Origin of the sequence: Marinobacterium zhoushanense (genome assembly GCF_014641945.1) — a bacterium.
Taxonomy (GTDB): Bacteria; Pseudomonadota; Gammaproteobacteria; order Pseudomonadales; family Balneatricaceae; genus Marinobacterium_D; species Marinobacterium_D zhoushanense.
Genome location: NZ_BMIJ01000001.1, coordinates 123,240 through 149,498, shown reverse-complemented (window position 1 = coordinate 149,498; position 26,259 = coordinate 123,240). Strand labels below are relative to the sequence as shown.

At 55.9% G+C, this 26,259-nt stretch carries 24 protein-coding genes; 20 read left to right on the top strand and 4 right to left on the bottom strand.

Going from position 1 to position 26,259, the window contains the following annotated elements; translation table 11 throughout:
* The first annotated feature begins 16 nt into the window (after window positions 1–16).
* Both IEX40_RS00725 and IEX40_RS00720 read left to right on the top strand, forming a co-directional pair.
* Window positions 17–1,348 (top strand): porin, encoded by a 1,332-nt coding sequence (locus tag IEX40_RS00725; protein WP_229680441.1) that lies wholly within the window; start codon window positions 17–19, stop codon window positions 1,346–1,348.
* Window positions 1,349–1,485: 137 nt separating this feature from the next.
* A complete protein-coding gene (locus IEX40_RS00720) occupies window positions 1,486–3,051 on the top strand; it encodes a sulfatase family protein (RefSeq protein ID WP_188745196.1) in 1,566 nt (521 codons plus the stop codon).
* A 22-nt stretch (window positions 3,052–3,073) separates the two neighbouring features.
* Here IEX40_RS00720 and IEX40_RS00715 read toward each other — a convergent pair whose 3' ends face one another.
* Complete coding sequence (locus IEX40_RS00715; protein ID WP_188745195.1) at window positions 3,074–3,979, bottom strand: LysR family transcriptional regulator; 906 nt, start codon at window positions 3,977–3,979, stop codon at window positions 3,074–3,076.
* A gap of 104 nt (window positions 3,980–4,083) precedes the next feature.
* Between IEX40_RS00715 and IEX40_RS00710 the strand changes: the two genes are divergently transcribed.
* From IEX40_RS00710 to IEX40_RS00655, 12 genes are all read left to right on the top strand, one after another.
* Window positions 4,084–5,061: a TAXI family TRAP transporter solute-binding subunit gene (locus IEX40_RS00710; RefSeq protein ID WP_229680439.1), complete on the top strand. Its 978-nt coding sequence runs from the start codon at window positions 4,084–4,086 to the stop codon at window positions 5,059–5,061.
* A gap of 50 nt (window positions 5,062–5,111) precedes the next feature.
* Window positions 5,112–7,055, top strand: a complete 1,944-nt coding sequence (locus IEX40_RS00705; RefSeq protein WP_188745194.1) for a TRAP transporter permease — start codon at window positions 5,112–5,114, stop codon at window positions 7,053–7,055.
* Window positions 7,052–8,368, top strand: coding sequence for a sulfatase family protein (locus IEX40_RS00700; RefSeq protein WP_188745193.1), 1,317 nt, complete (start codon window positions 7,052–7,054; stop codon window positions 8,366–8,368). Before IEX40_RS00705 ends, IEX40_RS00700 begins: the two co-directional genes overlap by 4 nt.
* Before the next feature lie 45 nt (window positions 8,369–8,413).
* Window positions 8,414–10,162: a SulP family inorganic anion transporter gene (locus tag IEX40_RS00695; protein ID WP_188745192.1), complete on the top strand. Its 1,749-nt coding sequence runs from the start codon at window positions 8,414–8,416 to the stop codon at window positions 10,160–10,162.
* Between the two features lie 260 nt (window positions 10,163–10,422).
* Window positions 10,423–11,517 carry a hydrogenase small subunit gene (locus IEX40_RS00690; RefSeq protein WP_188745191.1) on the top strand — a complete coding sequence of 365 codons (1,095 nt, stop codon included), beginning with the start codon at window positions 10,423–10,425 and terminating at the stop codon, window positions 11,515–11,517.
* Window positions 11,514–13,322 (top strand): nickel-dependent hydrogenase large subunit, encoded by a 1,809-nt coding sequence (locus IEX40_RS00685; RefSeq protein ID WP_188745190.1) that lies wholly within the window; start codon window positions 11,514–11,516, stop codon window positions 13,320–13,322. Before IEX40_RS00690 ends, IEX40_RS00685 begins: the two co-directional genes overlap by 4 nt.
* Before the next feature lie 42 nt (window positions 13,323–13,364).
* Window positions 13,365–14,087, top strand: a complete 723-nt coding sequence (gene cybH, locus IEX40_RS00680) for a Ni/Fe-hydrogenase, b-type cytochrome subunit (RefSeq protein ID WP_188745189.1) — start codon at window positions 13,365–13,367, stop codon at window positions 14,085–14,087.
* Window positions 14,071–14,376, top strand: coding sequence for a HigA family addiction module antitoxin (locus IEX40_RS00675; protein WP_188745188.1), 306 nt, complete (start codon window positions 14,071–14,073; stop codon window positions 14,374–14,376). Before cybH ends, IEX40_RS00675 begins: the two co-directional genes overlap by 17 nt.
* Window positions 14,377–14,438: 62 nt before the next feature.
* On the top strand, window positions 14,439–14,909 hold the full coding sequence (locus IEX40_RS00670; RefSeq protein ID WP_188745187.1) for a hypothetical protein: 471 nt from the start codon (window positions 14,439–14,441) through the stop codon (window positions 14,907–14,909).
* Between the two features lie 144 nt (window positions 14,910–15,053).
* A complete protein-coding gene (locus IEX40_RS00665; protein WP_308421582.1) occupies window positions 15,054–15,746 on the top strand; it encodes a DUF6639 family protein in 693 nt (230 codons plus the stop codon).
* Between the two features lie 117 nt (window positions 15,747–15,863).
* Window positions 15,864–16,478, top strand: coding sequence for a LysE family translocator (locus IEX40_RS00660; protein WP_188745185.1), 615 nt, complete (start codon window positions 15,864–15,866; stop codon window positions 16,476–16,478).
* Window positions 16,479–16,544: 66 nt separating this feature from the next.
* On the top strand, window positions 16,545–17,354 hold the full coding sequence (locus tag IEX40_RS00655) for a DUF817 domain-containing protein (protein WP_188745184.1): 810 nt from the start codon (window positions 16,545–16,547) through the stop codon (window positions 17,352–17,354).
* Window positions 17,355–17,449: 95 nt separating this feature from the next.
* Here the strand turns inward: IEX40_RS00655 and IEX40_RS00650 are convergent, their stop codons facing one another.
* On the bottom strand, window positions 17,450–18,238 hold the full coding sequence (locus IEX40_RS00650) for a helix-turn-helix domain-containing protein (protein WP_188745183.1): 789 nt from the start codon (window positions 18,236–18,238) through the stop codon (window positions 17,450–17,452).
* A gap of 106 nt (window positions 18,239–18,344) precedes the next feature.
* Between IEX40_RS00650 and IEX40_RS00645 the strand changes: the two genes are divergently transcribed.
* Window positions 18,345–19,220: an SMP-30/gluconolactonase/LRE family protein gene (locus IEX40_RS00645; RefSeq protein ID WP_188745182.1), complete on the top strand. Its 876-nt coding sequence runs from the start codon at window positions 18,345–18,347 to the stop codon at window positions 19,218–19,220.
* Here IEX40_RS00645 and IEX40_RS00640 read toward each other — a convergent pair.
* A complete protein-coding gene (locus IEX40_RS00640; RefSeq protein ID WP_188745181.1) occupies window positions 19,210–20,481 on the bottom strand; it encodes a BaiN/RdsA family NAD(P)/FAD-dependent oxidoreductase in 1,272 nt (423 codons plus the stop codon). The genes IEX40_RS00645 and IEX40_RS00640 overlap by 11 nt on opposite strands.
* A gap of 32 nt (window positions 20,482–20,513) precedes the next feature.
* Between IEX40_RS00640 and IEX40_RS00635 the strand changes: the two genes are divergently transcribed.
* The gene (locus IEX40_RS00635; protein ID WP_188745180.1) at window positions 20,514–21,092 is read left to right on the top strand and encodes a hypothetical protein; all 579 of its coding nucleotides are present in this window, start codon (window positions 20,514–20,516) and stop codon (window positions 21,090–21,092) included.
* 66 nt (window positions 21,093–21,158) lie between these two features.
* Window positions 21,159–21,629: a GFA family protein gene (locus IEX40_RS00630; protein ID WP_188745179.1), complete on the top strand. Its 471-nt coding sequence runs from the start codon at window positions 21,159–21,161 to the stop codon at window positions 21,627–21,629.
* A 41-nt stretch (window positions 21,630–21,670) separates the two neighbouring features.
* Here the strand turns inward: IEX40_RS00630 and IEX40_RS00625 are convergent, their stop codons facing one another.
* Window positions 21,671–22,252 carry an OsmC family protein gene (locus IEX40_RS00625; protein WP_188745178.1) on the bottom strand — a complete coding sequence of 194 codons (582 nt, stop codon included), beginning with the start codon at window positions 22,250–22,252 and terminating at the stop codon, window positions 21,671–21,673.
* A gap of 136 nt (window positions 22,253–22,388) precedes the next feature.
* On the opposite strand from IEX40_RS00625, the gene IEX40_RS00620 reads away from it, so the two are divergent.
* From IEX40_RS00620 to IEX40_RS00610, 3 genes are all read left to right on the top strand, one after another.
* The gene (locus tag IEX40_RS00620; protein WP_229680435.1) at window positions 22,389–23,402 is read left to right on the top strand and encodes a GlxA family transcriptional regulator; all 1,014 of its coding nucleotides are present in this window, start codon (window positions 22,389–22,391) and stop codon (window positions 23,400–23,402) included.
* A gap of 62 nt (window positions 23,403–23,464) precedes the next feature.
* Window positions 23,465–25,180, top strand: coding sequence for a gamma-glutamyltransferase (gene ggt, locus IEX40_RS00615; RefSeq protein ID WP_188745176.1), 1,716 nt, complete (start codon window positions 23,465–23,467; stop codon window positions 25,178–25,180).
* Window positions 25,181–25,696: 516 nt separating this feature from the next.
* Window positions 25,697–26,215: a DUF2846 domain-containing protein gene (locus tag IEX40_RS00610; RefSeq protein ID WP_188745175.1), complete on the top strand. Its 519-nt coding sequence runs from the start codon at window positions 25,697–25,699 to the stop codon at window positions 26,213–26,215.
* Window positions 26,216–26,259 lie beyond the last annotated feature (44 nt).

Genomic DNA, 26,259 nt, shown 5'->3' with positions numbered 1-26,259 from the left:
TAGGCCGGGGATTCCTATGTCTGTAGTAAACCTATCTAATAATAAATCTGTCAGGTCTGATAAGATTTTTAGTTGTACTAAAAAACCTTGTTTTAGCGCATCAAGGCTTTCGATAGCGGTTATGGGAGCGCTCTTTTTAGGTTGTTCTGCATACGCATCGGCCGATATCGAACTTCATGATCAAGCCCCGGAAGAGGGTGCGTATGTCGCTCTTGGCTTCTTCGGGCATGCGGGCTTCTCATCTGTCGACTATTCGGATTCAACAAGTCCGGTCGCTTCAAAAGAGAATATCGATGGTAGTACTCCCCATTACTATTACGGCTCTATCTCGCTAGATCCCAGTTACAAATTCACCTCGGACAGTTATGGCCCGATGGAGGTGAAGCTGCACAGTGCTTTCCAGTTGGATAATGCATGGCTGGACAATGACCAGATGGATGAGCTTTCGCTTCAGCTGGACAGCAAGCGTTACGGTACTCTCTACCTTGGTGAGGATGACGGTGCTGCAGATCGCCTCAAGCCCATGCAGTCAGGCCGAGTAGGTCTTGCGGTAGGGCATGGAGCGTTTACCGGTATTATCCCTTGGTGGGGCAACCTGCCATATGCCGGTGGACATATGCGCCGCTCTGACTATGACTGGGATTGGCCAAACGGTATTGTGGGTGGTGATTGGCGGTCTTTCTCCCGCGATACCCAGGACGCGATCAAAATCGGATATCAGTCGCCGGTCCTTTCCGGTTTCAAGTTTGGTGTTTCGATGAATTTACAAAACACCTATGAGGGTTTTTCCGGAAAAGGGACCGCACCGACTCATCAGGATAGCTGGAGTCATCTTGGGCTCGAGAATGACGAATATGAGCTGGCGCTTCAGTGGAACGGTACTACCTCAAGCGGCCTGAAACTAAGCACCGGCCTTACACATACCTCTGTGCATGTTGTGAATGACGATATGTTGCAGAAAAGTACAGATGCTGGTTTCAAAGTGGGTAAGAAGCTGAACGATGGCGCGATACTTAGCACCAGCGTTTATTACGCATACGAAAAATACGATAACGACGTGACCGATATCCATGTCGACGACAGGCAGGTCCACTGGGGATTGGACTGGAGTAAAGGCAAGTGGAAGGTCGGTGCTAACTATCTGAAAGCTTGGGACTCCTACAATCCTCCAGCAACCGTCCAGCTTGGCGGTGGCGGAAATGAGGGGTATAGCCTGGGAGTCGATTACAAACTGGCAAAAGGTTTAACCCTGGGAGCCGGTGTCATACACGCGAAAAACGATGGCGGCGAGAAAGCCACTGAGGTGGGTATGAACCTGAGCTATCGATTCAAGCGAATGATTTACTGATCCACAACGGTATTCAACTTACGTACGCGCCCCAAAGCACCAACATTACGGGGTACCGATAAGCAATTTCATTGTTTTGAATGTACCCTGCTTTTTTATTCTCGACATTTTGGGCTTCCATGAAGCGAGGGGCTCACATGAGTAAACAGCCTAATTTTGTAATGATCGTGACCGACCAGCAACGAGCCGACTGGCTGAGCTGTATGGGGCATACGGTCATCAATACGCCGAATATCGATAAGCTGGCAGAAACAGGACTGCTGTTTAGCGAGTTTCATACGGCTTCACCGGTTTGCATGCCCAACCGAGCCAGCATACTGACGGGGCGGTATCCCAGTGTTCACGGCCTTCGATATAACGGATGCGCACTTTCCAGTCGAGCCAACACGTTTGTCGAGGTGTTGAGGGAGGGGGGCTATAAGACGGCTGCAATCGGAAAAAGCCATCTTCAGCCGTTCGGCACTAATACTGCACCCCTGGCTAAACAGGTTGCAGAGCAGTTCAACGCCCGGATTCCACAGGCGTGGAAGGATGATTATCGAGACTATGTCCAGGAAGAGCCCGGGCGTTACGCGGATGAGGAGGTCTATGAGTTCCCAACGCCCTACTACGGATTCGACCATGTAGATATGGTGACAAGCCACGGTGATGTTTGTGGCGGGCATTACCTCCAGTGGTTACGCGAGCAGACCGAACGCTGGAAGGAGTACCGTGATCCACAGGTCCAGTTCGATCACGATTACACCTGTCCTCAGGCGAAACGCACGAAGATGCCGGAGGCGTTGTATCCGACTCGATATATCGAAGAGCGATCGGTCGAGTGGATAAAGCAGCAGTCGGATTCCGACCAGCCGTTTTTCCTGTTTGTCTCGTTTCCCGATCCGCACCATCCGTTCAATCCCCCCGGTCGCTATTGGGATCACTACAGGCCGGAACAGTTCGAGCTGGATGTAGTACCCGAGGATTTCGATGTTCAGCCTCTGCCGCTGAAGTTTGAACTGGATCGTCTCAGACAGGGCCAACTGCCAAACTCGCCGCAGGATGCGTTTGCCGCAACGGATCGCGAGGTGCGGGAAGCGATGGCGTTGACCGGTGGGATGATCGATATGATCGACGATGCGGTCGGCAGTATTACCCAGGCGCTGCAAGCGGCGGGGCTTGATGACAACACCGTTATCATCTTTACATCGGATCACGGAGATTATCTGGGCGATGCAAACTTGCTGCTGAAAGGTCCGTGGATGCGCAGGTCGATCCATCGAGTCCCGTTTATCTGGCGGGATTCGGTGACAGGAAGTGGAAAAACTCGGATTCTCGGTAGTGCTGTCGATGTAGCACCGACCGTTTTAGCGCGCGCAGGTATCAAACCCTATTTCGGTATGCAGGGACGTAATTTACTGGTCGATTATGGCAAAGGAGAGGGGCGTGAGCAGCTACTCATTGAGCACAACGATAATGTGCCGAGGATGGGATTATCGAGAGCCTCGCGTAGTCGGACGCTCTATTCGACTCAGTGGCGGATAACGCTCTATCCGGGCGAAGACTGGGGAGAACTCTACGACTTTGAGCGTGACCCCCGCGAAACGCATAATCGCTGGTCCGATCCGGATTATGCGCAATTGAAGGCTCGCTTACTGGAGCAGTTGGCGATTGAGGTCACCAACACCATGGATGAGTGTCCGGTGGCGATTCGCCGGGCCTAGGCAAGAGAGTAGGGCCTTCGTTTCATTCAACGCCGATCGCTTCTTTAAACAGTTGTGTCAGCTTCTGCGTCAGAGGGTGATCGGCAAACTCGTCGCGGGCCCAAAGGTAGAGATTCCGCTCCTGAATTAATCCGGTATTCAATTCAAGTTCAACGAGTTGGTCGTTGTACAGACTGCATTGGATTGGTTTTCTCGGCAGGACAGCGAGGTATGCCCCCTGGCTTAGAATGTGTAAAAGCATATGACCGTCGTTCCGAAAAATCAGTTGTGTGCGGATATTGGAGAGGCCTCGTACGCTTAACATCTCCATTACCTGTCTTTCGAACGGGGAGGCATGCCCCAGAGAAAGCCACGGGAAATCGTAGAAGTCTCTTAATGTAAGCTCCTTCTTTTGAGCCAGAGGGTGTGAGCGGCTACAAAAGATACCCAACTGATCATCACCCAGGAGCGTGCGTTGCGTGTGCTCGATGGTTCTAAGGTCCGCTGCCGGCGCGATGACCAGGTCCAGCTCGCCGTCCATCAGTTTGTCCATCAGTACTGTCGGCCGGTAGACGTTGATGGTCAGACTCGTTTTCTTTACATCGGAAATTATCTGGTTGATCACTTCCGGAATTATCGTAGCTGCCAGCAACGGCCCGACACCAATCCGAATCTCCTGATTGTATCCATGACTGAAGCGTGAAGAGATGAGCTGAGCCATCTCCACGTTTCGCTGGATGGCTCGCCCCTCGCGTGCAAGTGCTTCCCCAACAGGCGTCGCTTTGACGCCGTAGCGACTGCGACTGAACAGTTGTCCCCCCGCCTGCATCTCAAGGGTAGACATGATTCGAGTCAATGTGGGCTGAGTGACCGCCAAATGTTTTGCCGCCTCGGTTAATGAGCCTTTTTCCAGCACGACAGACAGGTAGAGAAGATGCTTAGGATCCATACGAAATTGTTATATTAGAGGTTTAAATTTGAATTTTACATATTTCTAGTGTGGATCGTACACTAGCCTTGTCTTGATAAAAATAATTATTTGGAAACTCCGACATGATCAAAAAAGTTCTATGCACGACTTTGTGTGCCCTGACGGTGGGGGTGATGCCAATCAGTGCCCAGGCCAATGATATCGGTATGGAAACTGCTACTGCTGCAAGCGTAGTGGGGTTGTTGCCTCAAACCATGGCTAGCTATTGGGGTGAGGACGGCATCAATGTTCAGCTTTCGATGGGGCAGACACTGACAAAATCCCTCTTGAAGGTCGCGACCGGGAAGTTGGATAGCGCTGTCGTTCCTACACCTGCTTTCTATGCGCTCCAAGCCGGTAAAGGTCCCTACGCCAAGATGGGAGAGAAGGCGTCAGCGTTATCAAAGAATGTTCGTGCCCTGTTCGGTTTCCCAGCGAGTATGTATCACGCGGTCACCTGGGCGGATTCTGGCATAGAGTCTTGGGAGGATGCGGTTGGCAAGCGTGTTTACATTGGGCCTCCGGCAGGGGCCGCCAACGCACAGATCACGGCATTGGTAAAAGCCGGCGGGTTGGAGCCGGGCAGTTATGAGGCGGTCAAGGCTCCGTGGGGTGTGGCGTCCCAAAGCTTCCAGGATGGCCAGTTCGATGTGTACGTGGGCTCATTTGGTTTGGGATCGCAATCGCTTGCTGAGATGAGTCTGCAGCGACCAATCCGCCTTTTGTCCGTGAAGCCCGAAAACCGTGTTCCGTCCAAATCTGTCGGTATGGCCGACGGCGTCATTCCTGCCGGTACCTATCCGGGTGTGGTGAACGAATCCGATGTTTATACCTTCCAGACGCTGATGTTCATTGGCGTTAATGAAGATATGTCGGATGAGATCGCCTATCAGTTGACCAAATCCTACTTCGAAAACGTCAGCAAGATCGCCGAGGGCAATCCTCTGATGAAGCACTTGGTGAGTGCCGATCCTTTTGTCGGTGTTGCTGCAAAGATCCACCCTGGCGCTGCTCGTTACTATGCTGAACGCGGGATCGAGATCCCGGACGAATATAAGTGATTAGCACTGTTACCAATATGGGGAGATTTTCCCCTGTCAGGGTGAAGGTTATGCAGATTTTACTGCAGGAAAACCGGCTGGTTCGGGCCGGAAGTTATATTTTCGCACTGCTGGTCACCCTCTATGGGTTGGCCAATGTTATGCCCGCAATCGGGGATTTTCGAATAGGCCCGTTCGAGATGTACCTCTTCCGGCCAACGTTTTTCATGCTATGTGTCGTGGTTGTGCTCCTGAATATGCTGGGAACACGGGCGGAGCCCGCTCAGTGGTGGACGGTTCTGGCCGGCGTGCTGGCAACAGCCGCGCTGTTCTGGGGAAGCTTTGAGTTCTACTTCATCGCTCGCGACATCGATGACGGGATGTTCCTGTTCGGAACGTATGAGATGTGGATATCGGTGATATCGGCTGCTGCAGCACTCTTCTTTTGCTGGCGCATATGGGGTATCCCCGTCGCGATTCTCGGCATTTTCGGCATCGCCTACATGTGGACCGGCCATCTGTGGCCGGGGCCGCTGAAAACCGTCGATAGCGGTGTCGAAGAGATGCTTGCCCAAAACCTGCTGTTCAGTCTGGACACGGGCATCATGGGGAGCACCTTCTCAATCGTCGTTACCACCGTCTTTCCATTTATCATCCTCGGCGCGGTGCTGGAAGGTGTCGGCGCTGGCGAATCGATGATCCGTATAGCGTTCTATTGGATGCGTCGCGCGGCCGGAGGACCTGCCTATGCTGCGGTTCTCTCTTCTGCACTTTTCGGAACGGTTTCCGGCAGTGCCGTGGCCAATGTGGTCGGTACGGGCGTCGTCACGATCCCGATGATCAAACGGCGTGGTTTTACTCCCAGTTTTGCCGGTGCTGTCGAAGCATCAGCCTCCACCGGTGGTCAGATAATGCCGCCTATCATGGGCGCTGCGGCGCTTGTTATGGCGGACTTTGCAGGCGTCAGCTATCTGACGATCATCATTGCGATCCTGGTGCCGGCTATCGCGTACTACCTGAGTCTGTTTGCGATGATCTTTTTCGAGACGCGTCGTCTGGGCATTAAAACGGATACCCAGGAAGCAGACCAAGTTGAGATGCCTGAGCGGCAGGACTATTTGAATCTGCTGATGATCTTTGGGCCGCTGGTGCTGATCGTCATACTGCTGATCGGTGGTCTATCGCCATCGGGCGCTTCCATTTCGGCGTTGGCGTTGCTATTCCCGTTGAGCTTCGTCAATCCGAAAGTGAGAAAGAAGCCTATACAGCTGGTTAAATGTCTAGTTGAGGGGGGCTCCACGTTCGCAAATCTCCTGATGGCCATTGCCGCGGTGAGCATCGTTATATCAGCGCTGTCGGCTACCGGAGTACCGGTTAAGTTTGGCGTACTGCTCAGCTCTCTTGTTACAGACTCGTTGTTTACGTCGCTTCTATGTGCAGCGGTGGGATGTGTCATTCTGGGCATGGGAATGCCGACACTGCCGGCTTATGTAACGGTCGCGACGATCGCTATTCCGGCCATGCAGCAGTTGGGGTTGGATCCACTTACCGCACATATGTTTGTGTTCCTGATCGCGGTGGGTTCGGCCATTACCCCGCCGGTCGCCATCGCGGCTTATGCGGCGGCAACGATCTCCGGGGGCAAGCCGATTCGTACCTCTGTGGATGCCTCTCGTGTGGGCATCATGATCTTCATCATCCCATTTGCGTTCGCATACAACCCCCTTCTGCTGACCGTAGACCAGGCTCACGTGCAGTTTGAATTTCTGCTATGGCTGTGGCTGCTGGCAAAACTGGCACTGTGCATCCTGATGCTCTCCTCCGCACTGACCCGTTTCGATCATCAAAAACTGGGGTGGAACGAAGTTTTGCTCCGGGTTTCCTGTGCCGCCTTGATGTTTGTGCCTGAAGGGCACTGGGACCTGATAGGAGTTGCCGGCTCGTTTCTGCTTTGGTCGGCTCACCGTCGGATCTTGGGTTGGAACAATCTACTGAAAGAAAGAACAAGCTTATGACAAATATTATCTACATAGTTGCAGACGATTTAGGGTACGCGGATCTCGGTTGTTATGGCGGGCGAGAAGCGCAGTTCGGTAAGATCTCGCCAAACATCGATAAGCTGGCAGAGCAGGGGATGATGTTTACCGAGGGTTACTCGAACTCACCGGTCTGTTCACCCACCCGTTTTGCGTTGATGACCATGGCATATCAGTACCGCCTGCGCGGCGCGCTGGAAGAGCCGATCAACAGCCGTTCAAAAGGCGATCCGACGCTTGGGTTGCCGCCGCATATACCGACTCTTCCTTCGCAGCTGAAGAAGGCGGGCTATTACACCAGCCTGATCGGTAAATGGCACCTTGGATATCCGCCGCATTTCGGTCCCCGTTTATCGGGCTACGACGAGTTCTACGGCATCATGGCTGGTGGCGTGGATTACTTCCACCATATCAGCGGTAAGGGCGATCACGATCTCTATATCAATGAAGAGGAGCATTACGAGATTGGTTATTTGACTGATCTGATTTCCGCACGAGCGGTCGATCTGGTGCATCGTCGGGCCGAGGAGGCGAAAAACGGTACGCCTTTTTTCCTGAGCCTGCACTACACGGCACCGCATTGGCCGTGGGAGACCCGTGATGATGAGGCTGTGGCGAATGAGCTCACCAATCTGTTCCACCTGGATGGCGGCAATATCCATACCTATCAGCGCATGATCCACCATATGGATGAGGGAATAGGTCAAATCATGCAGGCACTGGAGGAGCATGGTCTCACCGACGATACGTTGATTGTGTTTACCAGTGATAACGGTGGGGAGCGCTTCTCCGATAACTGGCCCCTGGTTGGCGGCAAGATGGACCTTACCGAAGGCGGTATTCGTGTACCCTGGATTGCATGCTGGCCGAATGCCATCAAGGCCGGCACGGTCAGCGCTCAGCAGTGCATGACGATGGACTGGTCATACACGCTGATGAAAATCGGTGGTGGTGAAGCCGATCCGAACTATGCGACTGACGGCGTGGATCTGCGCGCTGTGCTGTATGGCGAAGTTGAAGCGTTCGAGCGTCCTCTCTACTGGCGGATGAATCATCGTAGCCAGCGAGCGGTGCGGGTTGGTGACTGGAAATATCTGAAGGTCGACGACAACGAATACCTGTTCAACGTCACCAACGACGCCCGAGAGCGTGCCAACCTCAGGCATAAGGAGCCTGAGCGCTTCGATGCGATGCGCAGGATGTGGCTGGACTGGAACGACAGCATCCCGCCGATTCCGGAAGATGCAACGGTGAGTTTGGGGTACTCCTATAAGGATATGCCTCAGCGTTAAAACTGCCTCGGCACCCGTTCGGGTGCCGAATCCCCTCCGGAGTACATGTTGAACGCATTGAGCAAACTATTCCCGTTTATCCTCTGGCTGCCCAGGGTGAACGGAAGCACCTTACTGTCAGACCTGATGGCGGGGCTGACAGGTGCGATCGTTGTGCTGCCGCAAGGGATCGCCTATGCGCTGATTGCTGGATTGCCGGCGCAATACGGCTTATATACGGCCATTGTCGTCCCGGTATTGGCCAGTTTTTTTGGCTCCTCCAAACATATGATCACTGGCCCGGCGGCTGCGATCTCGATCGTGGTGATGGGGGTTGTAAGTAACGTTGTGTCGCCCGGTACACCGGAGTTTATCTCCTCAGTCTTCACGCTCACACTGATGGTTGGACTGATCCAGCTAGCACTTGGCATGGCCAGAATGGGGGGGCTGGTCAACTTTATATCCCATACAGTCGTTATAGGGTTCACCTCCGGCGCTGCTCTGCTGATCGCGACCAGTCAACTGCCGCATGTGATCGGTGTGCATTCAGGGCGTAATCAAGGGTTTGTCGACTCCTGGGCGGCTTTGCTCGATAAACTACCTGAAACAAATTACTGGTCTCTCTTGATTGCGTTGACCGCGATAACGGCAAGTTTAATAAGTAAACGAATCAGTTCTAAGTTGCCTGCCATGTTTATCGGCATGCTGGCTGCGATGTTGGTTGCATGGCTGGTTGATGCAGGAGACAAGGGGGTTTCGTTCGTCGGCGCGGTACCGGCAGGGTTGCCCGAGTTGACTGTTCCGAACCTGTCTTTTGGACTGATATCGGACCTTTTCCCGGGGGCCTTCGCGCTGGCGATACTGGGTCTGGTAGAGGCGGTGTCAATCGCGCGGGCTATCTCACTAAAATCCGGGCAGCGCATCGTCGGTAATCAGGAGTTCATAGGTCAGGGGTTGGCCAATACGGTAGGCAGCTTTTGCGCTTCTTTTGCGAGTTCAGGCTCATTTACACGCTCGGGCGTTAATTTTGACGCCGGTGCTAAGACACCTGTCGCTGCTCTTTTTGCCTCCGTTTTTGTACTACTGATTCTGCTGTTTCTGCCTGAAATGACAGCCTATCTGCCGCTTCCTGCGATGGGCGGTGCGGTTCTGCTTATAGCGTGGAACCTGATCGATTATCACCACATAAAAACCATACTGCGTTTCAACCGCTCGGAAACGATCGTGTTGCTGACCACGTTTATCGCGACCCTTTTCGTTCAGCTTGAGTTTGCCATCTATCTTGGTGTCATCTTGTCGATTATCGGCTACCTGAAACGAACCTCTAAGCCGAGAGTCATTGCCGTGGCACCGCGTTCTCTTGAAGCCAGTACGGATTTGCGAAACGTCGAACGATTTCATCTGACACAGTGCCCCGCAATCCGCTTCTTGAGGATCGATGGTTCGCTGTTTTTCGGTGCGGTCGACAACATCCTGGATGAGATCGAAAAGTTCAGAACGTCGGCTCCAGAGTGCACGCACCTGGCGCTTTGTTGTTCGGGCGTTAATTTTATCGATTTGTCCGGTGCACAGATGTTGCTCGACTTAAAGCGCCGCCTGCAGGAGCAGGGGGGGCGGCTTAGCCTCGTGCAGTTGAAAAACACTGCTTTCGATGAGTTGGTTTCCTCGGGTGTTGCTGGAATGTTGGAGACAGACTCTTTTTATCAGACCCCGGATGACCTTCTTGCAGCGTTGATCGATAGCGAGTTTAAGAGTATGCAGTGCACCGGATGCGCTATCCGGATCTTTAAGCAGTGCCCAAAAGACCGAGGCTGAGTGTACCTCAGCCCTTCGGGCTGTCAGAAAGGGCTAAGGGTTTGCAGACATTGTTAACTGGCAAACAACTTTCCATTTTGGTTTTCGCCTGTCTTCCTATTCCGAATTGTTGATCATGATTTTTAGTTAATTGCTTGAAATAAAAGGATTTTAAAAACTGGGCCATTTCTTGCTCTAGATCTTCCGATTCTGCCCAAGAACGATAAGAGCTGACTGGCGACCCGCCCGCAGAAGGCAGGTCCAGCCTAGGGGAGTACGGCATGTCCCAGATTGAAACCTTTTATGACGTGATGCGGCGCCAGGGGATTACGCGCCGCAGCCTGTTGAAGTACAGCAGCCTGACCGCGGCTGCGCTGGGTCTTGGACCCAGCTTCGCACCACAAATCGCCCACGCGATGGAGACCAAACCGCGTACCCCCGTGGTCTGGCTGCACGGCCTGGAGTGCACCTGCTGCTCCGAGTCCTTTATTCGCTCCGCCCATCCGTTGGTGAAGGATGTGGTGTTGTCGATGATCTCGTTGGATTACGACGACACGCTGATGGCCGCTGCCGGACATCAGGCGGAAGCGGCACTCGAACAGACCCTTGAGAAGTACAAGGGCGAGTACATCCTCGCCGTCGAGGGCAACCCGCCGTTGAACGAGGATGGCATGTTCTGCATTGTCGGTGGAAAACCGTTTCTGGATCAGCTCAAGCATGCGGCCAAGAACGCCAAGGCGGTGATCGCCTGGGGCAGCTGCGCCAGCTGGGGCTGTGTGCAAGCTGCACGTCCCAACCCGACCCAGGCGGTGCCGATCCATAAGGTGATCACCGACAAACCGATCATCAAGGTACCGGGCTGTCCGCCCATCGCCGAGGTCATGACCGGCGTCATCACCTACATGCTGACGTTCGGCAAGATTCCGGAACTGGATCGTCAGGGGCGTCCGAAGATGTTCTACGGCCAGCGTATCCACGACAAGTGCTACCGCCGTCCGCACTTCGATGCCGGTCAGTTCGTCGAACACTGGGATGACGAAAACGCGCGCAAGGGCTACTGCCTGTACAAGGTGGGCTGCAAGGGGCCGACTACCTACAACGCCTGCTCGACGGTACGTTGGAACGAGGGCACTTCCTTCCCGATCCAGGCGGGTCACGGCTGTATCGGTTGCTCGGAAGACGGTTTCTGGGACAAGGGCTCCTTCTATGACCGCCTGACCAACATCAAACAGTTCGGTATCGAGCAGAACGCCGACGAGATCGGCACCGCTGTGGCCGGTGGTGTTGGCGCCGCCATTGCCGCCCATGCCGCCGTCAGTGCCATCAAGCGGGTCGCATCCAGCAGTCATAAAGATCAGGGAGAGCAGGATTCATGAGCGATTTGAACGCCGCTAATCTCGACAACTCAGGGCGTCGCATCGTCGTTGACCCGGTGACCCGTATCGAAGGGCACATGCGCTGCGAGGTCAACGTCGACGAGAACAACATCATCCGCAATGCGGTTTCCACCGGCACCATGTGGCGCGGGCTGGAGGTGATCCTGAAGGGGCGCGACCCGCGTGACGCCTGGGCCTTTGTTGAGCGTATCTGCGGGGTCTGCACCGGCACCCACGCGTTGACCTCGGTGCGCGCGGTGGAGGATGCGCTGGATATCCGGATCCCCTATAACGCGCACCTGATCCGCCACCTGATGGACAAGACGCTGCAGGTGCATGATCACATCGTGCACTTCTACCACCTGCATGCGCTGGACTGGGTCAACCCGGTCAACGCGCTGAAGGCGGATCCGAAAGCCACTTCGGAGCTGCAGCAGATGGTGTCGCCGCACCACCCGAAATCCAGCCCTGGCTACTTCCGTGATGTGCAGACGCGGCTGAAGAAGTTTGTCGAGAGCGGTCAGCTGGGTCTGTTCTCCAACGGCTACTGGGATAACCCGGCCTACAAATTGCCGCCGGCGGCCGATCTGATGGCGGTGGCGCACTACCTGGAAGCGCTGGATCTGCAGAAGGATATCGTCAAGATCCACACCATCTTCGGTGGCAAGAACCCGCACCCGAACTACATGGTCGGCGGCGTTGCCTGCGCCATCAATCTGGACGACGTAGGGGCTGCCGGCGCGCCGGTCAACATGACCAGCCTGAATTTCGTGTTGGAGCGTATTCAGGAAGCGCGCGAGTTCACCAGGAATGTCTACCTGCCCGACGTGCTGGCCGTAGCCGGGATCTACAAGGACTGGCTCCACGGCGGCGGTCTGGCAGGGCAGAATGTGCTCTCCTACGGTACCTACACCCAGGTGCCTTACGACAAGTCCACCGACCTGCTGCCGGCGGGTGCCATCGTCAACGGTAACTGGGACGAGGTACATCCGGTGGATGTGCGCGATCCGGAGCAGATTCAGGAGTTCGTCAGCCACAGCTGGTACAGCTACGATGGTGACGAGAGCAAGGGGCTGCACCCCTGGGAAGGGGTGACTGAGCCGCTCTTTGAACTCGGCCCCAACACCAAGGGCAGCAAGACCAATATCCAGGAGCTGGACGAGTCCGGTAAATACTCCTGGATCAAGGCACCGCGCTGGCGCGGTCACGCCATGGAGGTGGGGCCGCTGGCGCGCTACATCATCGCCTACGTTTCCGGCAAAGAATACGTGCAGGAGCAGGTGGACCGCTCACTGTCCGCGTTCAACCAGTCCACCGGCCTCGATCTGGGGCTGAAGCAGTTCCTGCCCTCGACGCTGGGCCGCACCTTGGCGCGGGCGCTGGAGTGCGAGCTGTGCGCCGATTCCATGCTTGATGACTGGCATGCACTGGTGAACAACATCAAGGCTGGGGACAGTTCCACCGCCAACGTGGAAAAGTGGGATCCGAGCAGCTGGCCGAAAGAGGCGCAGGGCGTCGGCATCAATGAGGCACCGCGCGGTGCGCTGGGGCACTGGATCAAGATCAAGGACGGCAAGATCGACAACTACCAGGCGATTGTGCCGACTACCTGGAACGGCTCGCCACGCGACCATAACGGCAACATCGGTGCCTTTGAAGCAGCGCTGCTGAACACGCCGATGGAGCGTCCGGATGAGCCGGTGGAGATCCTGCGTACCCTGCACAGCTTCGACCCCTGTCTGGCCTGCTCGACACACGTCATGTCGCCGGGCGGTCAGGAGCTGACCAAGGTGAAGATCCGCTGACAGTAAGGGCGTGCGCTAAGTACGCCCGTGGAGGATTCCGCGATGGCACTGGAAAAACAACTCGAACTCGGTGACCGCGAGGAGAGGGTACGCAAGCAGACAGCGGTCTACGTCTACGAAGCGCCTCTGCGCCTCTGGCACTGGGTCACCGTGTTCTGCATCCTGACACTGAGCATTACCGGCTACTTTATCGGCTCGCCGCTGCCGAGCGTGCCGGGGGAGGCGAGCGACAACTTCCTGATGGGCTATATCCGCTTCGCCCACTTCTCGGCGGGTTACATTCTGGCAATCGCTTTCATCGGCCGTATCTACTGGGCCTTTGTAGGCAACAACCACTCGCGCGAGCTGTTTATCGTGCCGGTGTGGCGTGCCAAATGGTGGTCCGAAGTATGGCACGAGGTGCGCTGGTACCTGTTTATGGCGAAAACGCCGAAGAAGTACATCGGCCACAATCCGCTTGGACAGCTGGCGATGTTCTGCTTCTTCGTGATCGGCAACACCTTCATGATCCTGACCGGCTTCGCGCTATACGGCGAGGGGCAGGGGGCGGGCAGCTGGGCGGATCAGATGTTTGGCTGGGTGATACCGCTGGTCGGCCAGAGCCAGGATGTCCACACCCTGCACCATCTGGGGATGTGGTACATCATCATCTTCGTCATGACCCACGTCTATGTGGCGGTGCGCGAAGATATCATGTCCCGCCAATCGCTGATCTCGACCATGATCGGCGGCTGGCGCATGTTCAAGGATGACAAGCCGGACTGAGGGGGTACGGCGTGCCCCCAACCCGCTCACGCTCTGGCACAGCCGTCGTCCAGAACATCCGGGACGGCTGCTGGAGCGCTGCTACCTGATTCCCCTGCATATCTCCCAGGCCGAGCTGGCGCGCCAGCTCGGCATCTCCCGCCGCCGCGTCAATGAGATCGTCAACGGCCAGCGCGCCATCAGCGCCGACACCGCATTGAAACTGGCCGGCTTCTTCAGAACCACCCCGATGTTCTGGCTGGAGAAGCAGCAGTTGTGGGAGCTGTATGAGGCCGGCAGGAGAGGCTGAACTCATTCCGTCAATGCTGGTCTCTATTCCGACTACAATGCGATTTACCCAAGGAGGGGACGATGTATCAAAGAGACAAAGCGCTAATTGCCGCCGGTATCCTAAGTCTGCTAGCCGCACTTCTGCATATCGCGGTTATCTTCGGCGGGCCCGACTGGTATCGATTCTTCGGCGCCGGGGAAGAGATGGCCCTGATGGCGGAAAGGGGGGAGATCTATCCGACTATCCTCACGCTGGGCATCTGTTCGGTTCTGGTGGGCTGGGCGCTCTACGCTTTTTCAGGAGCAAAACTGATTCCGCGCCTGCCATGGTTAAAAGTCTGCCTGATATTGATTACTGCGGTTTACTGCGTCCGTGGTACCTATGGCTTCTTCGTTCCACTGGTGTCGAGCCATCCGTATGTGGATAGTCTTGGCGCCGGTTTCTGGGTGTGGAGCTCATTAATCTGTCTGGCGATCGGGCTGGTACATGCCTGGGGTGTACGAAACTCTTGGGCTTATCTCAGTCACAAGCGCTCTTCCGCCGCTAACTGACGGGCTTTGTGAAGTGTTTGCTATCTTGCTGTCCCGGTTTGCTGCGTCCGGGACAGGGTTTCTATGCCTGCGCCTATTCCAATCTCACCCTATACTTCAACACATCTCCGGCGATCAGAGCGTCCTAATCCTTGAGGTGTCACCATGGGCCTCCTCTCACGAATCCTGAAGACCACTCTTTTCCTAGTGCTTCCCTTACTCCTTACACCGGTTCTGGCGCGTTCGGAGCTATGTTCAGACGTTCCGGTACAGGTCCATTCAGCACAGCCCGTCGCGATGGAGGATCTATGCCAGGGAGCGGCCTCCGCGCTGGCATTTCTGGCGGATTACGGCGTCACCCCGACGCGAATCATCGATATCGACCTGGTGGACAGCGTATCCGAGCACTACGGCAACGAGGCATTGGGTAGCTACGATATGTCGCAAGGTCGGATCAAGCTGATGCCGATGCGGTCGATGGTTGAGACGGGCGCACTTTCGACGCTTTACGGTCAGCACTTCGACCACGTGCACTATCGCAGTGTCGTGGCTCATGAGGTGGCCCACGCACTGTTTCATCAGAACAGTCCGAATGCGCGACTGTCCAATTCCGCTCAGGAGTATCTGGCTTACGTGACGCAGCTGGCCGTGTTACCGGCGCTGCGCCGGCAGCAGATTATCGAGCATGCCGGGGTATCGGCCTGGGAATCCGGGGACTCGATCAGCGAGATCTACATGGCGATGGCGCCGGAGCAGTTCGCCGTTAAATCCTATCTGCACTTTACGGGTATGGCCGACCCGGCCAAGTTTGTTCATGTTCTGCTGAACGTTAAGTGGTTTTACGTCTATGTCCCGTGAGCACGCTTTGTGGGGCGATGACGCCGGGTTGATTTTTCCGGGGCGGTCGCTGTCAGCGGGCAGTTAATCGGTATACTGTCTGCACGACTCGAAGGACCTGTTTTCAAGGAGGGAAAGATGCTCAGCACCGAGTTCCTGCTTACGTCGTTGGTGGTGGTATTGATACCGGGCACCGGTGTGCTGTACACCATATCCACCGGCCTTTTCCTGGGCCTGCGTGCCAGCCTTTTCGCCGCGATCGGTTGTACCTTCGGGATCTTTCCTTCGATGCTGGCCTCTATCCTGGGGCTGTCGGTGATTCTACATACCAGTGCGCTGGCGTTTCAGGTGGTCAAGTTTGCCGGTGTCGCCTATCTGCTCTATCTGGCCTGGGGCATGTGGAAACACACCAGTGGTTTGGCGTTGACTCAAGGCGGACAGGGCCGGAGTATGTTCGATCTGGCGTTCAAGGGCTTTCTGATCAATATTCTGAACCCCAAGCTTACGCTGTTTTTCCTCGCCTTTTTACCGCAGTTCGTGCCCGAGACTACCACGACGCCGATGACCCATATGCTTGTGCTGGGGCTGGTATTCATGGGGATGACGTTGGGGGTATTCGTGCTGTATGGTTTGCTGGCCAACGGCTTTCGGCGTCATGTGCTGGGTTCCCCGCGCGTCGCAAAATATATGCAACGCAGTTTTGCGGCGACCTTCGCCCTGCTGGGCGCCAAGCTGGCTCTGGCTGAGCGTTAATGCGAATAGGTTTTCCTCCCGCAAATTAGATTAGATACGTACCGGCAGCTGCGTAACAGGATACCTATGGATCTGAAAACCTTTGGTCGCGAGTTCTGGATCTTCGGCTGGAAGCAGGCTTACGCCTGCGTGTTTGGCGGCTTCCTGCTGGCGATTATGGTGCTTACCCGATACTGGTATCCACTGGACAGCATCCACCGTTATGACTTCATTTTTCTATCGGCGATACTGTTCCAGCTGCTGTTACTCGCAACTAGGCTGGAAACGCTGCGTGAATCCGTCGTCATTATCGTGTTCCACCTTGTCGCCACACTGATGGAGCTGTTCAAGACCTCTGATGCGATAGGCTCCTGGTCATATCCGGAGGAGTACCTGTTCGGGATAGGCAATGTGCCGTTGTTTACCGGTTTCATGTATAGCGCGGTCGGCAGCTACATCGCGCGGGTATGGCGCATTTTCGAATTCGAATACTCAAGCTACCCACCAAAATGGCAGACGTTGGTGCTGGTCAGTCTGATCTACATAAATTTCTTTACGCACCACTACCTATGGGATATCAGATGGCTTCTGTTGCTGGTTACAGCGATGCTGTTTTATAAAACGAGGATCTTTTACCGGGTGGTATCGACTCATCGCAGTATGCCGATTCTGCTCGGGTGGTTTATGGTCGCACTCTTCATCTGGTTTGCTGAAAACATCGCGACCTTCGCTAATGTCTGGATCTATCCTAACCAGGTGGCAGAATGGCACATGGTGTCGCTTGCCAAACTAAGTTCGTGGTTCCTGTTGATGCTGCTCAGTTTTGTGCTGGTATCGCTGATCAATAATGTTCAGATCCGCGGGAAAAAACATGTTCCTGCCAGGCAATCAGTCTGACAATCCGCGCACTGGTCTACGCCATCGACAACCGGGCCAAGCTCATGGGAGAGCCGGAACGAACGCCAGACGGGAGATTAGACTGAGCATCACGCCTAGCCCGCCAGCTCAGGAATATCCAACACTCCCGACGGCGCAAAGGGGGCGATGCACAGTGTCCACTTAACCCCTTGCAGAGCATCGGCGGGCAGCAGGGCATCCTCCTGGGCGGAGTGGCGGCGGTACTTGAGCGATAACTGACGCAGATCCTCGCAGAACGCATTCAGCGTGGTATTGCTCATAAAGCGGAAGCTGCTTTGAAAGACGTAACCGGGCTGTTCGTTGTGATCCATCACGTGACCGACAAATATCTGGTTGATCTCCTTGAGTTTCTGTTGCAACGGACCCTTAAGCGACCAGCGCACCTGGGGGCCGGTCAGCAGCCGGTAGCGGTTGTTGGCGCCCAGTTCGATAAACCCCTGACGATCCAGGTCGCGCAGATAGCGAAATACACTGAGGTCGCTCAAGCCCAGGCGCGCCTGGATCATCTCAGGTGTCTGGCGCTGCACCAGACAAAGCAGGAAGGCGAAGTGTCCGGTGTGGCTCGCCAGATAGGCCTCCTGCTCCGGCGTCAGCTCGGTCGCGCTATCCTCTTGCTGCTGCGCCACCGCCATCAGATCGTAGATGCTGATGCCGAGTACGCCGCAGATCTGGGTCAGGCGGCTCAGGGTGCAGTCCTGCTCGCGGAACATCCGCTTGATGGTAGCCTCGGAAACAGCCAATTGCTCAGCCAGCTGGCGATAGGTGATCCCTTTCGCACGCAGGGCTCGGCGCAGTGCGCTCAGCAGCTCCCAATTCTCCGCTCGGTGCGGCTCGCTAACCGTTGAATGCTGTTCTGGGTGCATATTGTTAACCTTTATGCGTGCATGTTGTTACAAAAGTTTATTTTATTTAGCTTTCACGGGGTAGGCGTTTCGCCTATTGAGTCCGTATCTCTCGACAGGAGGTTATATGAGTGTACGCAAGGCATTGCTTGCCGCCCCTTTAGCATTATTCTTCAGTTCAATGAGCCATGGCCAGACGCTGGTGGCGACGGAGACCGTTACCATCCCTGGCTTCATGCAGCCGGAATCAGCCGAGCCCGATCCGCACAATAACTATGTCTATGTCAGCAACATCGCCGGCCATCCGATGGAAGCTGATGGCGTAGGGTATATCAGCCGTGTACGTCCGGATGGATCCGAGTTGGAACTGAAATGGGTTGAGGGGCTGGATGCGCCGAAAGGACTGGCGCTATTCGACAACCGCCTGTACGTGGCCGACCTGCATGAATTGGTCGTGATCGACGTTCAGCAGGGGCAGATTGTGGCCCGCTACCCGGCTGCCGAAGGCCAGATGCTAAACGGTATCGCAGTGGCGGCGGATGGAACCGTTTATCTGTCTGACTTTCTCGGTAACAGCATCTACCGTCTGCAGCAGGGGGCGCTCAAGCTCTGGATCCATGATGAGGGTTTGGGCACCCCCAATGGCATTCATGTCGATGGCGACCAGATCAAGGTGGTGACCTGGGGTGCCGGCATTCAGCAGGATTTCAGCACCCGCGAACCCGGCCATATCCTCAACCTGTCGGCGAAGGATGGTCGCTTCAAACCTATGCCGAATGGACCGGTCGGTAACTGGGACGGTGTGGTACAGATCGACGACTCGCTGGTGTTGAGCAACTGGATGACCGGCGAACTCTATCAAGTACTGCCGGATGGCAGCGCCAATCAGATCCTGCAGTTGGAGAAGGGCAGCGCCGACCTGGGCTGGGATGCGGACTCCAACACACTCTGGGTACCAGAGATGTGGAAGGACCAGCTGATCGGTTATCGGATCAGTCGCTAGTCAACCAGCGAACCAGCCCCTGACCGGCGCGTTTACCCGTTGCAAAACAGGCCGTCAGCAGGTATCCGCCAGTGGGGGCTTCCCAATCCAGCATCTCGCCGGCAACGAACATGCCCGGAAACTTTTTCAGCATCAGATCGCGGTTAACGGCATCGAAGCGGACGCCGCCCGCGCTGCTGATCGCTTCGTCGATCGGACGGGTGGCGGTGGGGCGCAGCGGCATCGCTTTAAGCGCTTGGGCTATGGCAGGCGCATCCTGTGTAGCCAGATCGGGACAGCACTCCCTGAGCAACGCGGGGGCAATTGGCGGCAGGTGCAGCCGCTTGCGCAGCAGGTTGGCGAAGGTGAGTCCTTTACGTGGCTGTTTAAGCTTGGCGGTTATTGCCTCCTGGCTTAAATGCGGTAACCAGTCGAGTTGCAGCTCAGCCGGGCGTTTGGGATCGGCCAGCAACAACAGGTCGCGCAGCGGGGCGCTGAGTGCATAGACCAGGCTGCCCTCAATACCGTAACCGGTAATCAGGAACTCCCCCTTGCGCTCGATTCGTGTGCCGTTCCGGTCGGTGACCGCCAGGACGATGTTCTTGATCGGGGTGCCGCCGAAGCGCTCCTGGATAAACGGGCTCCAGTGCATCTCGAAGCCGCAGTTGCTGGGTAACAGCGGATTCAGCTCTACGCCAGCCTGTTGCAGCGGTTTGCACCAGCGGCCGTCGGAGCCCAGTTTGGCCCAGCTGGCACCGCCCAGCGCCAGAATCACGGCGTCGAAGCGGTGGCAGATCTCACCTTCGGGCGTTTCAAATTTCCACCCCTGTTGCGGGTCGTTGTCGACCCAGCCCCTCCAGCGGTGGCGGGGGTGGAACGCCACGCCCTGTCCACGCAAGCGGTGTAACCAGGCGCGCAGTAACGGGGCGGCTTTCATGCCGGTGGGAAATACACGGTTGGAACTGCCGACAAAGGTTTCGATTCCCAGTTCATGAATCCACTGGCGCAACTGCTGCGGTGTCAGCTCGTCCAGCATCGGCTGCAGTATTGGTTGCGCCTCGCCATAGCGGGTGACAAAGGCATCGTAGGGCTCGGCGTGGGTGATATTCATGCCGCCGATCCCGGCGAGCAGGAATTTGCGTGCGACGCTGGGTTTGGCATCGAACACCTCGACCCGAAGACCTGCGTTGGCGATCTGCTCCGCCGCCATCAAGCCCGCTGGTCCACCACCTATAACGGCAATGACAGGCTGGGAGGAGGGCTGACGGGGAGACACTGACATCGAGTTTCCTGGTTCGGCTGGATATTTTCGGGATGAGCAGTGTAACCGAACGTCTTGGAAATGCGAGCGGGGCTAAAATCGCGGGCTATGAAAAATCGTCTTCACATGGCAGAATTGGCGCGCTTTTTTTGTCCGCCAGGTTTGTGGATTTTGTCTGGTTTTTAATGTCTTTGAAGCTTTTTGTCGCTTTTTCGGGTCTAACTATGAAGCTGCCGCGATTGTACCTCCTGTCAAAACTACTGATGCTTACGTTGTTGGCGCCACTCTTTTTGAGCGCCTGTTCCTCCCAATCGATGATGGGGCGTTCGTTCATCAGCGATTCCTATGCAATCGGTTTTCATGACGGGCGCCATAGTGGACTCAGAAAAGGTGGAAGTTCCACAGATACCTTGATCAAGGATCTGACGCGCTTTGCCGAAGACGAGGAGTACCGCAAGGGCTGGTTGGCCGGTGAGCAGGCGGGGCTGAACATTGCAAAAGAGCTGCGTGCAAGTCGCGGCGTGGTGAGCGGCAACAAATCACGGAAGGAAACCGATAAAACCCCTCGCGACAGCAAGGCTGTGGATCCGGAACAGCTTCCGGAGATGCAGAGTTCCAAGCTGAAATTCTGAGCCTCCGTTAGGCTCAGTTCGCGCCTACCGTCTAGAGTTACATCACTAACCGACGGGAGGTGCAACATGTTGCTTCAAGGTTCCTGCCATTGCGGTGCGGTGCGATTCGAAGTGGAGTCGCCGCACCCCTATCCCTACAACCTCTGCTACTGCTCGATCTGCCGCAAGACGGCGGGCGGCGGCGGTTTCGCCATCAACCTCGGCGGGTTGGCGGAGACGCTGACGGTTGAAGGTAGCGCAAATATCAGTATCTACCATGCGCGGATAAACGGTGAGAAAAGCAACGCCGAACGCCACTTCTGCTCGCATTGCGGCAGCGCGCTCTGGGTCTATGACAGCCGCTGGCCGGAACTGATCCACCCCCACGCTTCGGCGATCGATAGCGAGCTGCCCAAACCGCCTGAGCGCACCCACCTGATGCTGGGTAGCAAGGCCTCCTGGGTGGAGCTGCACGCGGAGGAGGGCGATCAGATGTTTGACGAGTACCCGGATGAGAGTCTGGCGCAGTGGCATGATCGGCATGGGCTGAGCTGCTGAACAGGGGTTAGCGACCCACCGCCGCTAACCCCCGATCCGAATCAGGCCGCCGATACCTGGGTAACCTCACCCCGTTCTACTACTACATTGACCGGGCGGCAGACCGTGTTACACACCGGCGAATGTTCGCGGGCAAAGGCCAGCAGATCGTCCAGTTCCCGGTCGCTGCAATCCGCCTTGATATCCATACGGATGCGGATATTGCGATAGCCGGCGTAAACATCCGGGTCCAGGTCCAGCAGGCCCTGCAGGTCGATATCGCCCTCCAGCTCGGTCTCGATAGAGTTGATGGTGATGCCGCGCGCAGTGGCATGCAGCACGGTCGTGGTGGTCACGCATCCCGCCAGCGCATGAAGCAGGAACTCCACCGGGTTGGCGCCCTCGTTGTTTCCCAGCAATACCGGCGGCTCGCCGTTGGTGAAAACGAAGGGCTTGGTGCGTGATGTATCTTCGACTCCGGCACCATAGAACCCCTTGATGGTGGAACGGTTTGCACCGCCGTTGATCCAGCGATTGCAGGCGCGGAAGCGGAACTGGGCCAGGCTGGGATCAGCGCTCAACGCGTTCACGGTTTCCGTCATCTGCTGCAGGTTAAGGCCATTGCAGGTTGTTATCGTGTTCATGATGCACCTCGTGTCTATCTGTTGGTTTCTATAATCAGCACAGGGTCAGGTTAAGACTTGGCCTAATCGCTGATCAGCAGCATTCAGGTCATCAGCGGTTCATTCGTGCCACTATCTGATGTGGGAGAAGCGACCCGTGGCGGAAAAGATCACTGAGGTGTTGATTCTGGCCGTTCCCGAAACCGCAGGTTCCGCGCTATACGGTATGGTCGATGTATTGGCCGCTGCGGGTAACCTCTGGCAGACGCTCACGGATGACGCGGAAGCCAGGCATCTGTTTCGGCTGCGCATCGTATCCTCCACCGACCAACCCTTTGTCTGCGGCAACGGCATACCGGTGACACCGGACTGTTCGATCCACTCTGCACCCCGAGCCGATATCGTGATCCTGCCGGAGCTGTGGTTCGAGCCACAGCAATCCTTTCAAGGGCTCTATCCCGAGATCATGGTTTGGCTGCGTGAGCGTCATCGTGGCGGGAGTGCGATCTACTCAGCGTGCTCCGGCGCACTGATGCTGGCCGAAAGCGGGCTGTTGAATGGCTGCCGTGCGACCTCGCACTGGGGCTACCAGGGGCTGTTCCAGCGTGACTATCCACAGATAGAGTTCATGCCGGAACCGAACCTGGTATTTGCCGATCCGTCGGGTCGCATCGTGACGGCGGGGGGCACCACCTCCTGGCACGATCTGGCGCTGCACATCATCGCTCGCTACGCCAGTCCGGGCGAGGCGCTGCGCATTGCCAAAGTCTATCTGTTGAAGTGGCATGGTGAAGGGCAGATGCCGTTTGCCCCCCTGGTGAAGCGGCAACCACATGCGGACTCGGTGGTGAGGCGCGCGGAAAACTGGCTCAGCGAGCATTACCGGGAGGAGGGCGCGATCGCGACGCTGGTGCGTGACAGCGGCGTGGCAGAGCGCACCCTCAAGCGCCGTTTCCGAGCCGCGACAGGTTGCTCGCTCATCGAGTACCTGCAGAATCTCCGGGTCGAGGCAGCCAAGCGCTTGCTGGAGCAGACCCACATGGCGATAGATGAGATCAGCGTTGAGGTGGGGTACGAAGACGCCTCTTTCTTCAGGCGTCTGTTCAAGCGCATCACCGGATTGGCACCCAGCGAGTACCGGCGCATGTTTCAGCCGGTGGCGATGGCCTGAACCCTAACCTAGACTGCTTTTACTGTTTTCTAATCCCCCTGACTTACCAAAAGGAGATCGGTATGTTCGCGTTACCCAGGGTTTTGGCTTTTCTCTCCATACTGACGTTCGCTCTTCCAGGTTCGGCGCAGTCGATCCTCGAGGGCGACCGCAGTGTTCCGGTTGAGGCGCGCAACGGCATGGTGGTCACCAGCCACTATCTGGCTACCGACGAGGCACTGAAAGTATTGGAGGCGGGCGGCAATGCCGTGGATGCGGCGGTGACCGCAGCCTTTGCGCTGGCGGTGACCCAGCCGCGCTCCGGCAATATCGGCGGTGGCGGTTTCATGCTGATCTCGTCAGAGAAAACCGGTGAAGTGAACGCCATCGACTACCGCGAGAGGGCGCCGGCGGCGGCGACTCGAGATATGTATCTCAACGAGCAGGGCGAGGTGGACGAGAAGCTCAGCCGCTTCTCCGACAAGGCGGCCGGTGTGCCTGGAACCGTTGCCGGTCTGGCGCTGGCGTTGGAAAAATACGGCACCATCTCGCTGGCCGAGGCACTGGCCCCGGCAATCAAGCTGGCCGAAGAGGGCTTTGTCGTACCACCCCGCTTCAGCGAGGGGATCCGGGAACGGGCCCTTTTGCTGGGGGTGTTCGAATCAAGTCGCAAGGTGTTCTTCAAGCCTGACGGCGGTTTCTACGAACCGGGCGATCTGTTCGTGCAAAAGGATCTGGCCGCGACGCTAAGGCGTATCGCCGAGCAGGGCGTCAAGGGGTTCTACGAGGGCCAGACGGCGGACCTGATCGTCGCCGAGATGCAGCGCGGCGGCGGCCTGATCACCCTCGACGACCTGAAAAACTACCAGCCGGAAATCCGTAAACCGGTACACGGCACCTATCGCGGCCATGACGTCTACTCCATGAGCCCGCCGAGCTCCGGCGGTACCCACGTGGTGCAGATTCTCAATATCCTCGAGGGCTATCCGCTGGCCGAGAGTGGGCTAAACTCCGCCAAAACCATCCACCTGATGGCGGAAGCGATGAAGCGCGCCTACGCCGATCGCTCCCAGTATCTGGGCGATACCGATTTCGTCCAAGTGCCGCTGAAGGGGCTCACCTCCAAGGATTACGCCGATGAGCTGCGTGCCCATATCGACCTGGGCAAGGCCACCCCCAGTGCCGAGATCCGCCCCGGCAATCCGGCACCCTACGAAAGCAACGAGACGACCCACTTCTCTATCGTCGATAAGTACGGCAATGCGGTCTCCAACACCTATACCATCAACTTCAGCTACGGCTCCCATATCGTGGTCGATGGTGCCGGCTTCCTGCTCAACAACGAGATGGATGACTTCAGCGCCAAGCCCGGCGTGCCCAACGCGTACGGACTGATTGGCGGCGAGGCAAACAAGATCGAGCCGAATAAGCGGATGCTCAGCTCCATGTCGCCGACCATTGTGAAGAAGGATGGCAAGAACTTTATCGTCACTGGCAGCCCCGGTGGGTCGCGTATTATCACCACCACTCTGCAGGTGTTGATCAACGTAATCGACCACCACCTGAACATCCAGGCCGCGGTCAACGCGCCGCGCGTGCATCACCAGTGGCTACCGGATGAGATCCGCATCGAGCAGGGGATCAGCCCCGACACCATCGCCTTGCTGCGCGGTATGGGCCATACGGTGGAACAGAAAGCGGCGATGGGCGCGATTCAGTCGATCATGGTCGGCGAGGATGGGGTTTTCTACGGCGGGGCCGACCCGCGCCGCAGCACCTCGTCGGCGAAGGGATATTGAGTAAAGGGCGCGGAGCCGTCGAGTCACCCTTAATTGAAACCTGCGAGGGAAGCAGGTCAGCACAGCATCATGCAGCGGGAATGATGTAGCGGCCACTGGAGTGCTTCCCTTTGCTCTAAACCTGGAACATTCCTTTCCACGTTTTCGGGAGGTTAACGCCCCGAGGCGGCCGTTGGTATGTGTGGAACACCCACGTCATATATCTGTGGTTTTATACAGTATATCGAGTGCCTACTACGCTGTTTGCGCCTATTTCCGCTAAATCGTGCTCATTTTCCACTGGCGAAATATGGGAATATCGTCCAATATCAACACTTTATGGAAAAGCCGTTGTGGGATACTGCGCACGGCAAAGCAGAAAAACGCGCATGCTTGTTTTCATCGGAAGAGAATGGCTGTGATATCTCGATTTCCCTTTTCTCTTCAGACGCTTAGACAACCGTTTTCAGTATTGCGTGTGGTGTTTAAACGCGCATGCGCAGTATTAAAATGTTATGCAAAAATAAGGATTACACAATGAAGAATTTGTGGCGCTTAATACCGATCCTACTAAGTCTTATCGTTGTTGGTTGCTCACTAAATCCGCCCAAAGATGCTGTATATTTTACAGAAAACAAAGACCGCCTAGATGGATATGCAAAGTTATATATTTACAGACCGAACATGTTTATAGGAGGCGGCGTTTGGCCTGAAATGTACTTTAATGAGACAAAAGTGGTTGGTCTAAAAAATCAAGGTTATACAGTGGTTTTTATCAAGCCGGGGAAATACAAAATTCGGACCGAAAAAAGTAGTATTTTGTCTGGGATGGGAAATATTCCTGGCGAAATTGAAATAAATGATGCGAACGAATATTACCTACTTTTGGATCAGTATTACTGCCAACTACATTACTCAAATGGCTATTGTCTGATCCATAGTGGAGCTATGGATTATCAGCGGTGGACACTAAAAGCAAAAGAAGAAGCTATCCCAGTTATTTCCAACTGTTATTACTTGGAGCCCTATGTAAATAAAGTTACAATCGTAAAATAAATGCATAACAAGCGTAAGCACTTGACCCCAAAAAGCTGCGCTTT

What these genes read in the sequence shown, in the direction of transcription:
- IEX40_RS00655 (WP_188745184.1), top strand. Translation starts at nt 16,545, where the DNA reads ATGGATCTGAAAACCTTTGGTCGCGAGTTCTGGATCTTCGGCTGGAAG.
- IEX40_RS00630 (WP_188745179.1), top strand. Translation starts at nt 21,159, where the DNA reads ATGTTGCTTCAAGGTTCCTGCCATTGCGGTGCGGTGCGATTCGAAGTG.
- IEX40_RS00625 (WP_188745178.1), bottom strand. Translation starts at nt 22,252, where the DNA reads ATGAACACGATAACAACCTGCAATGGCCTTAACCTGCAGCAGATGACG.
- IEX40_RS00665 (WP_308421582.1), top strand. Translation starts at nt 15,054, where the DNA reads ATGGGCCTCCTCTCACGAATCCTGAAGACCACTCTTTTCCTAGTGCTT.
- IEX40_RS00690 (WP_188745191.1), top strand. Translation starts at nt 10,423, where the DNA reads ATGTCCCAGATTGAAACCTTTTATGACGTGATGCGGCGCCAGGGGATT.
- IEX40_RS00720 (WP_188745196.1), top strand. Translation starts at nt 1,486, where the DNA reads ATGAGTAAACAGCCTAATTTTGTAATGATCGTGACCGACCAGCAACGA.
- IEX40_RS00725 (WP_229680441.1), top strand. Translation starts at nt 17, where the DNA reads ATGTCTGTAGTAAACCTATCTAATAATAAATCTGTCAGGTCTGATAAG.
- IEX40_RS00610 (WP_188745175.1), top strand. Translation starts at nt 25,697, where the DNA reads ATGAAGAATTTGTGGCGCTTAATACCGATCCTACTAAGTCTTATCGTT.
- IEX40_RS00650 (WP_188745183.1), bottom strand. Translation starts at nt 18,238, where the DNA reads ATGCACCCAGAACAGCATTCAACGGTTAGCGAGCCGCACCGAGCGGAG.
- IEX40_RS00675 (WP_188745188.1), top strand. Translation starts at nt 14,071, where the DNA reads ATGACAAGCCGGACTGAGGGGGTACGGCGTGCCCCCAACCCGCTCACG.
- IEX40_RS00700 (WP_188745193.1), top strand. Translation starts at nt 7,052, where the DNA reads ATGACAAATATTATCTACATAGTTGCAGACGATTTAGGGTACGCGGAT.
- IEX40_RS00710 (WP_229680439.1), top strand. Translation starts at nt 4,084, where the DNA reads ATGATCAAAAAAGTTCTATGCACGACTTTGTGTGCCCTGACGGTGGGG.
- IEX40_RS00660 (WP_188745185.1), top strand. Translation starts at nt 15,864, where the DNA reads ATGCTCAGCACCGAGTTCCTGCTTACGTCGTTGGTGGTGGTATTGATA.
- IEX40_RS00645 (WP_188745182.1), top strand. Translation starts at nt 18,345, where the DNA reads ATGAGTGTACGCAAGGCATTGCTTGCCGCCCCTTTAGCATTATTCTTC.
- IEX40_RS00715 (WP_188745195.1), bottom strand. Translation starts at nt 3,979, where the DNA reads ATGGATCCTAAGCATCTTCTCTACCTGTCTGTCGTGCTGGAAAAAGGC.
- IEX40_RS00685 (WP_188745190.1), top strand. Translation starts at nt 11,514, where the DNA reads ATGAGCGATTTGAACGCCGCTAATCTCGACAACTCAGGGCGTCGCATC.
- IEX40_RS00695 (WP_188745192.1), top strand. Translation starts at nt 8,414, where the DNA reads ATGTTGAACGCATTGAGCAAACTATTCCCGTTTATCCTCTGGCTGCCC.
- IEX40_RS00640 (WP_188745181.1), bottom strand. Translation starts at nt 20,481, where the DNA reads ATGTCAGTGTCTCCCCGTCAGCCCTCCTCCCAGCCTGTCATTGCCGTT.
- IEX40_RS00670 (WP_188745187.1), top strand. Translation starts at nt 14,439, where the DNA reads ATGTATCAAAGAGACAAAGCGCTAATTGCCGCCGGTATCCTAAGTCTG.
- IEX40_RS00635 (WP_188745180.1), top strand. Translation starts at nt 20,514, where the DNA reads ATGAGCAGTGTAACCGAACGTCTTGGAAATGCGAGCGGGGCTAAAATC.
- IEX40_RS00705 (WP_188745194.1), top strand. Translation starts at nt 5,112, where the DNA reads ATGCAGATTTTACTGCAGGAAAACCGGCTGGTTCGGGCCGGAAGTTAT.
- cybH (WP_188745189.1), top strand. Translation starts at nt 13,365, where the DNA reads ATGGCACTGGAAAAACAACTCGAACTCGGTGACCGCGAGGAGAGGGTA.
- ggt (WP_188745176.1), top strand. Translation starts at nt 23,465, where the DNA reads ATGTTCGCGTTACCCAGGGTTTTGGCTTTTCTCTCCATACTGACGTTC.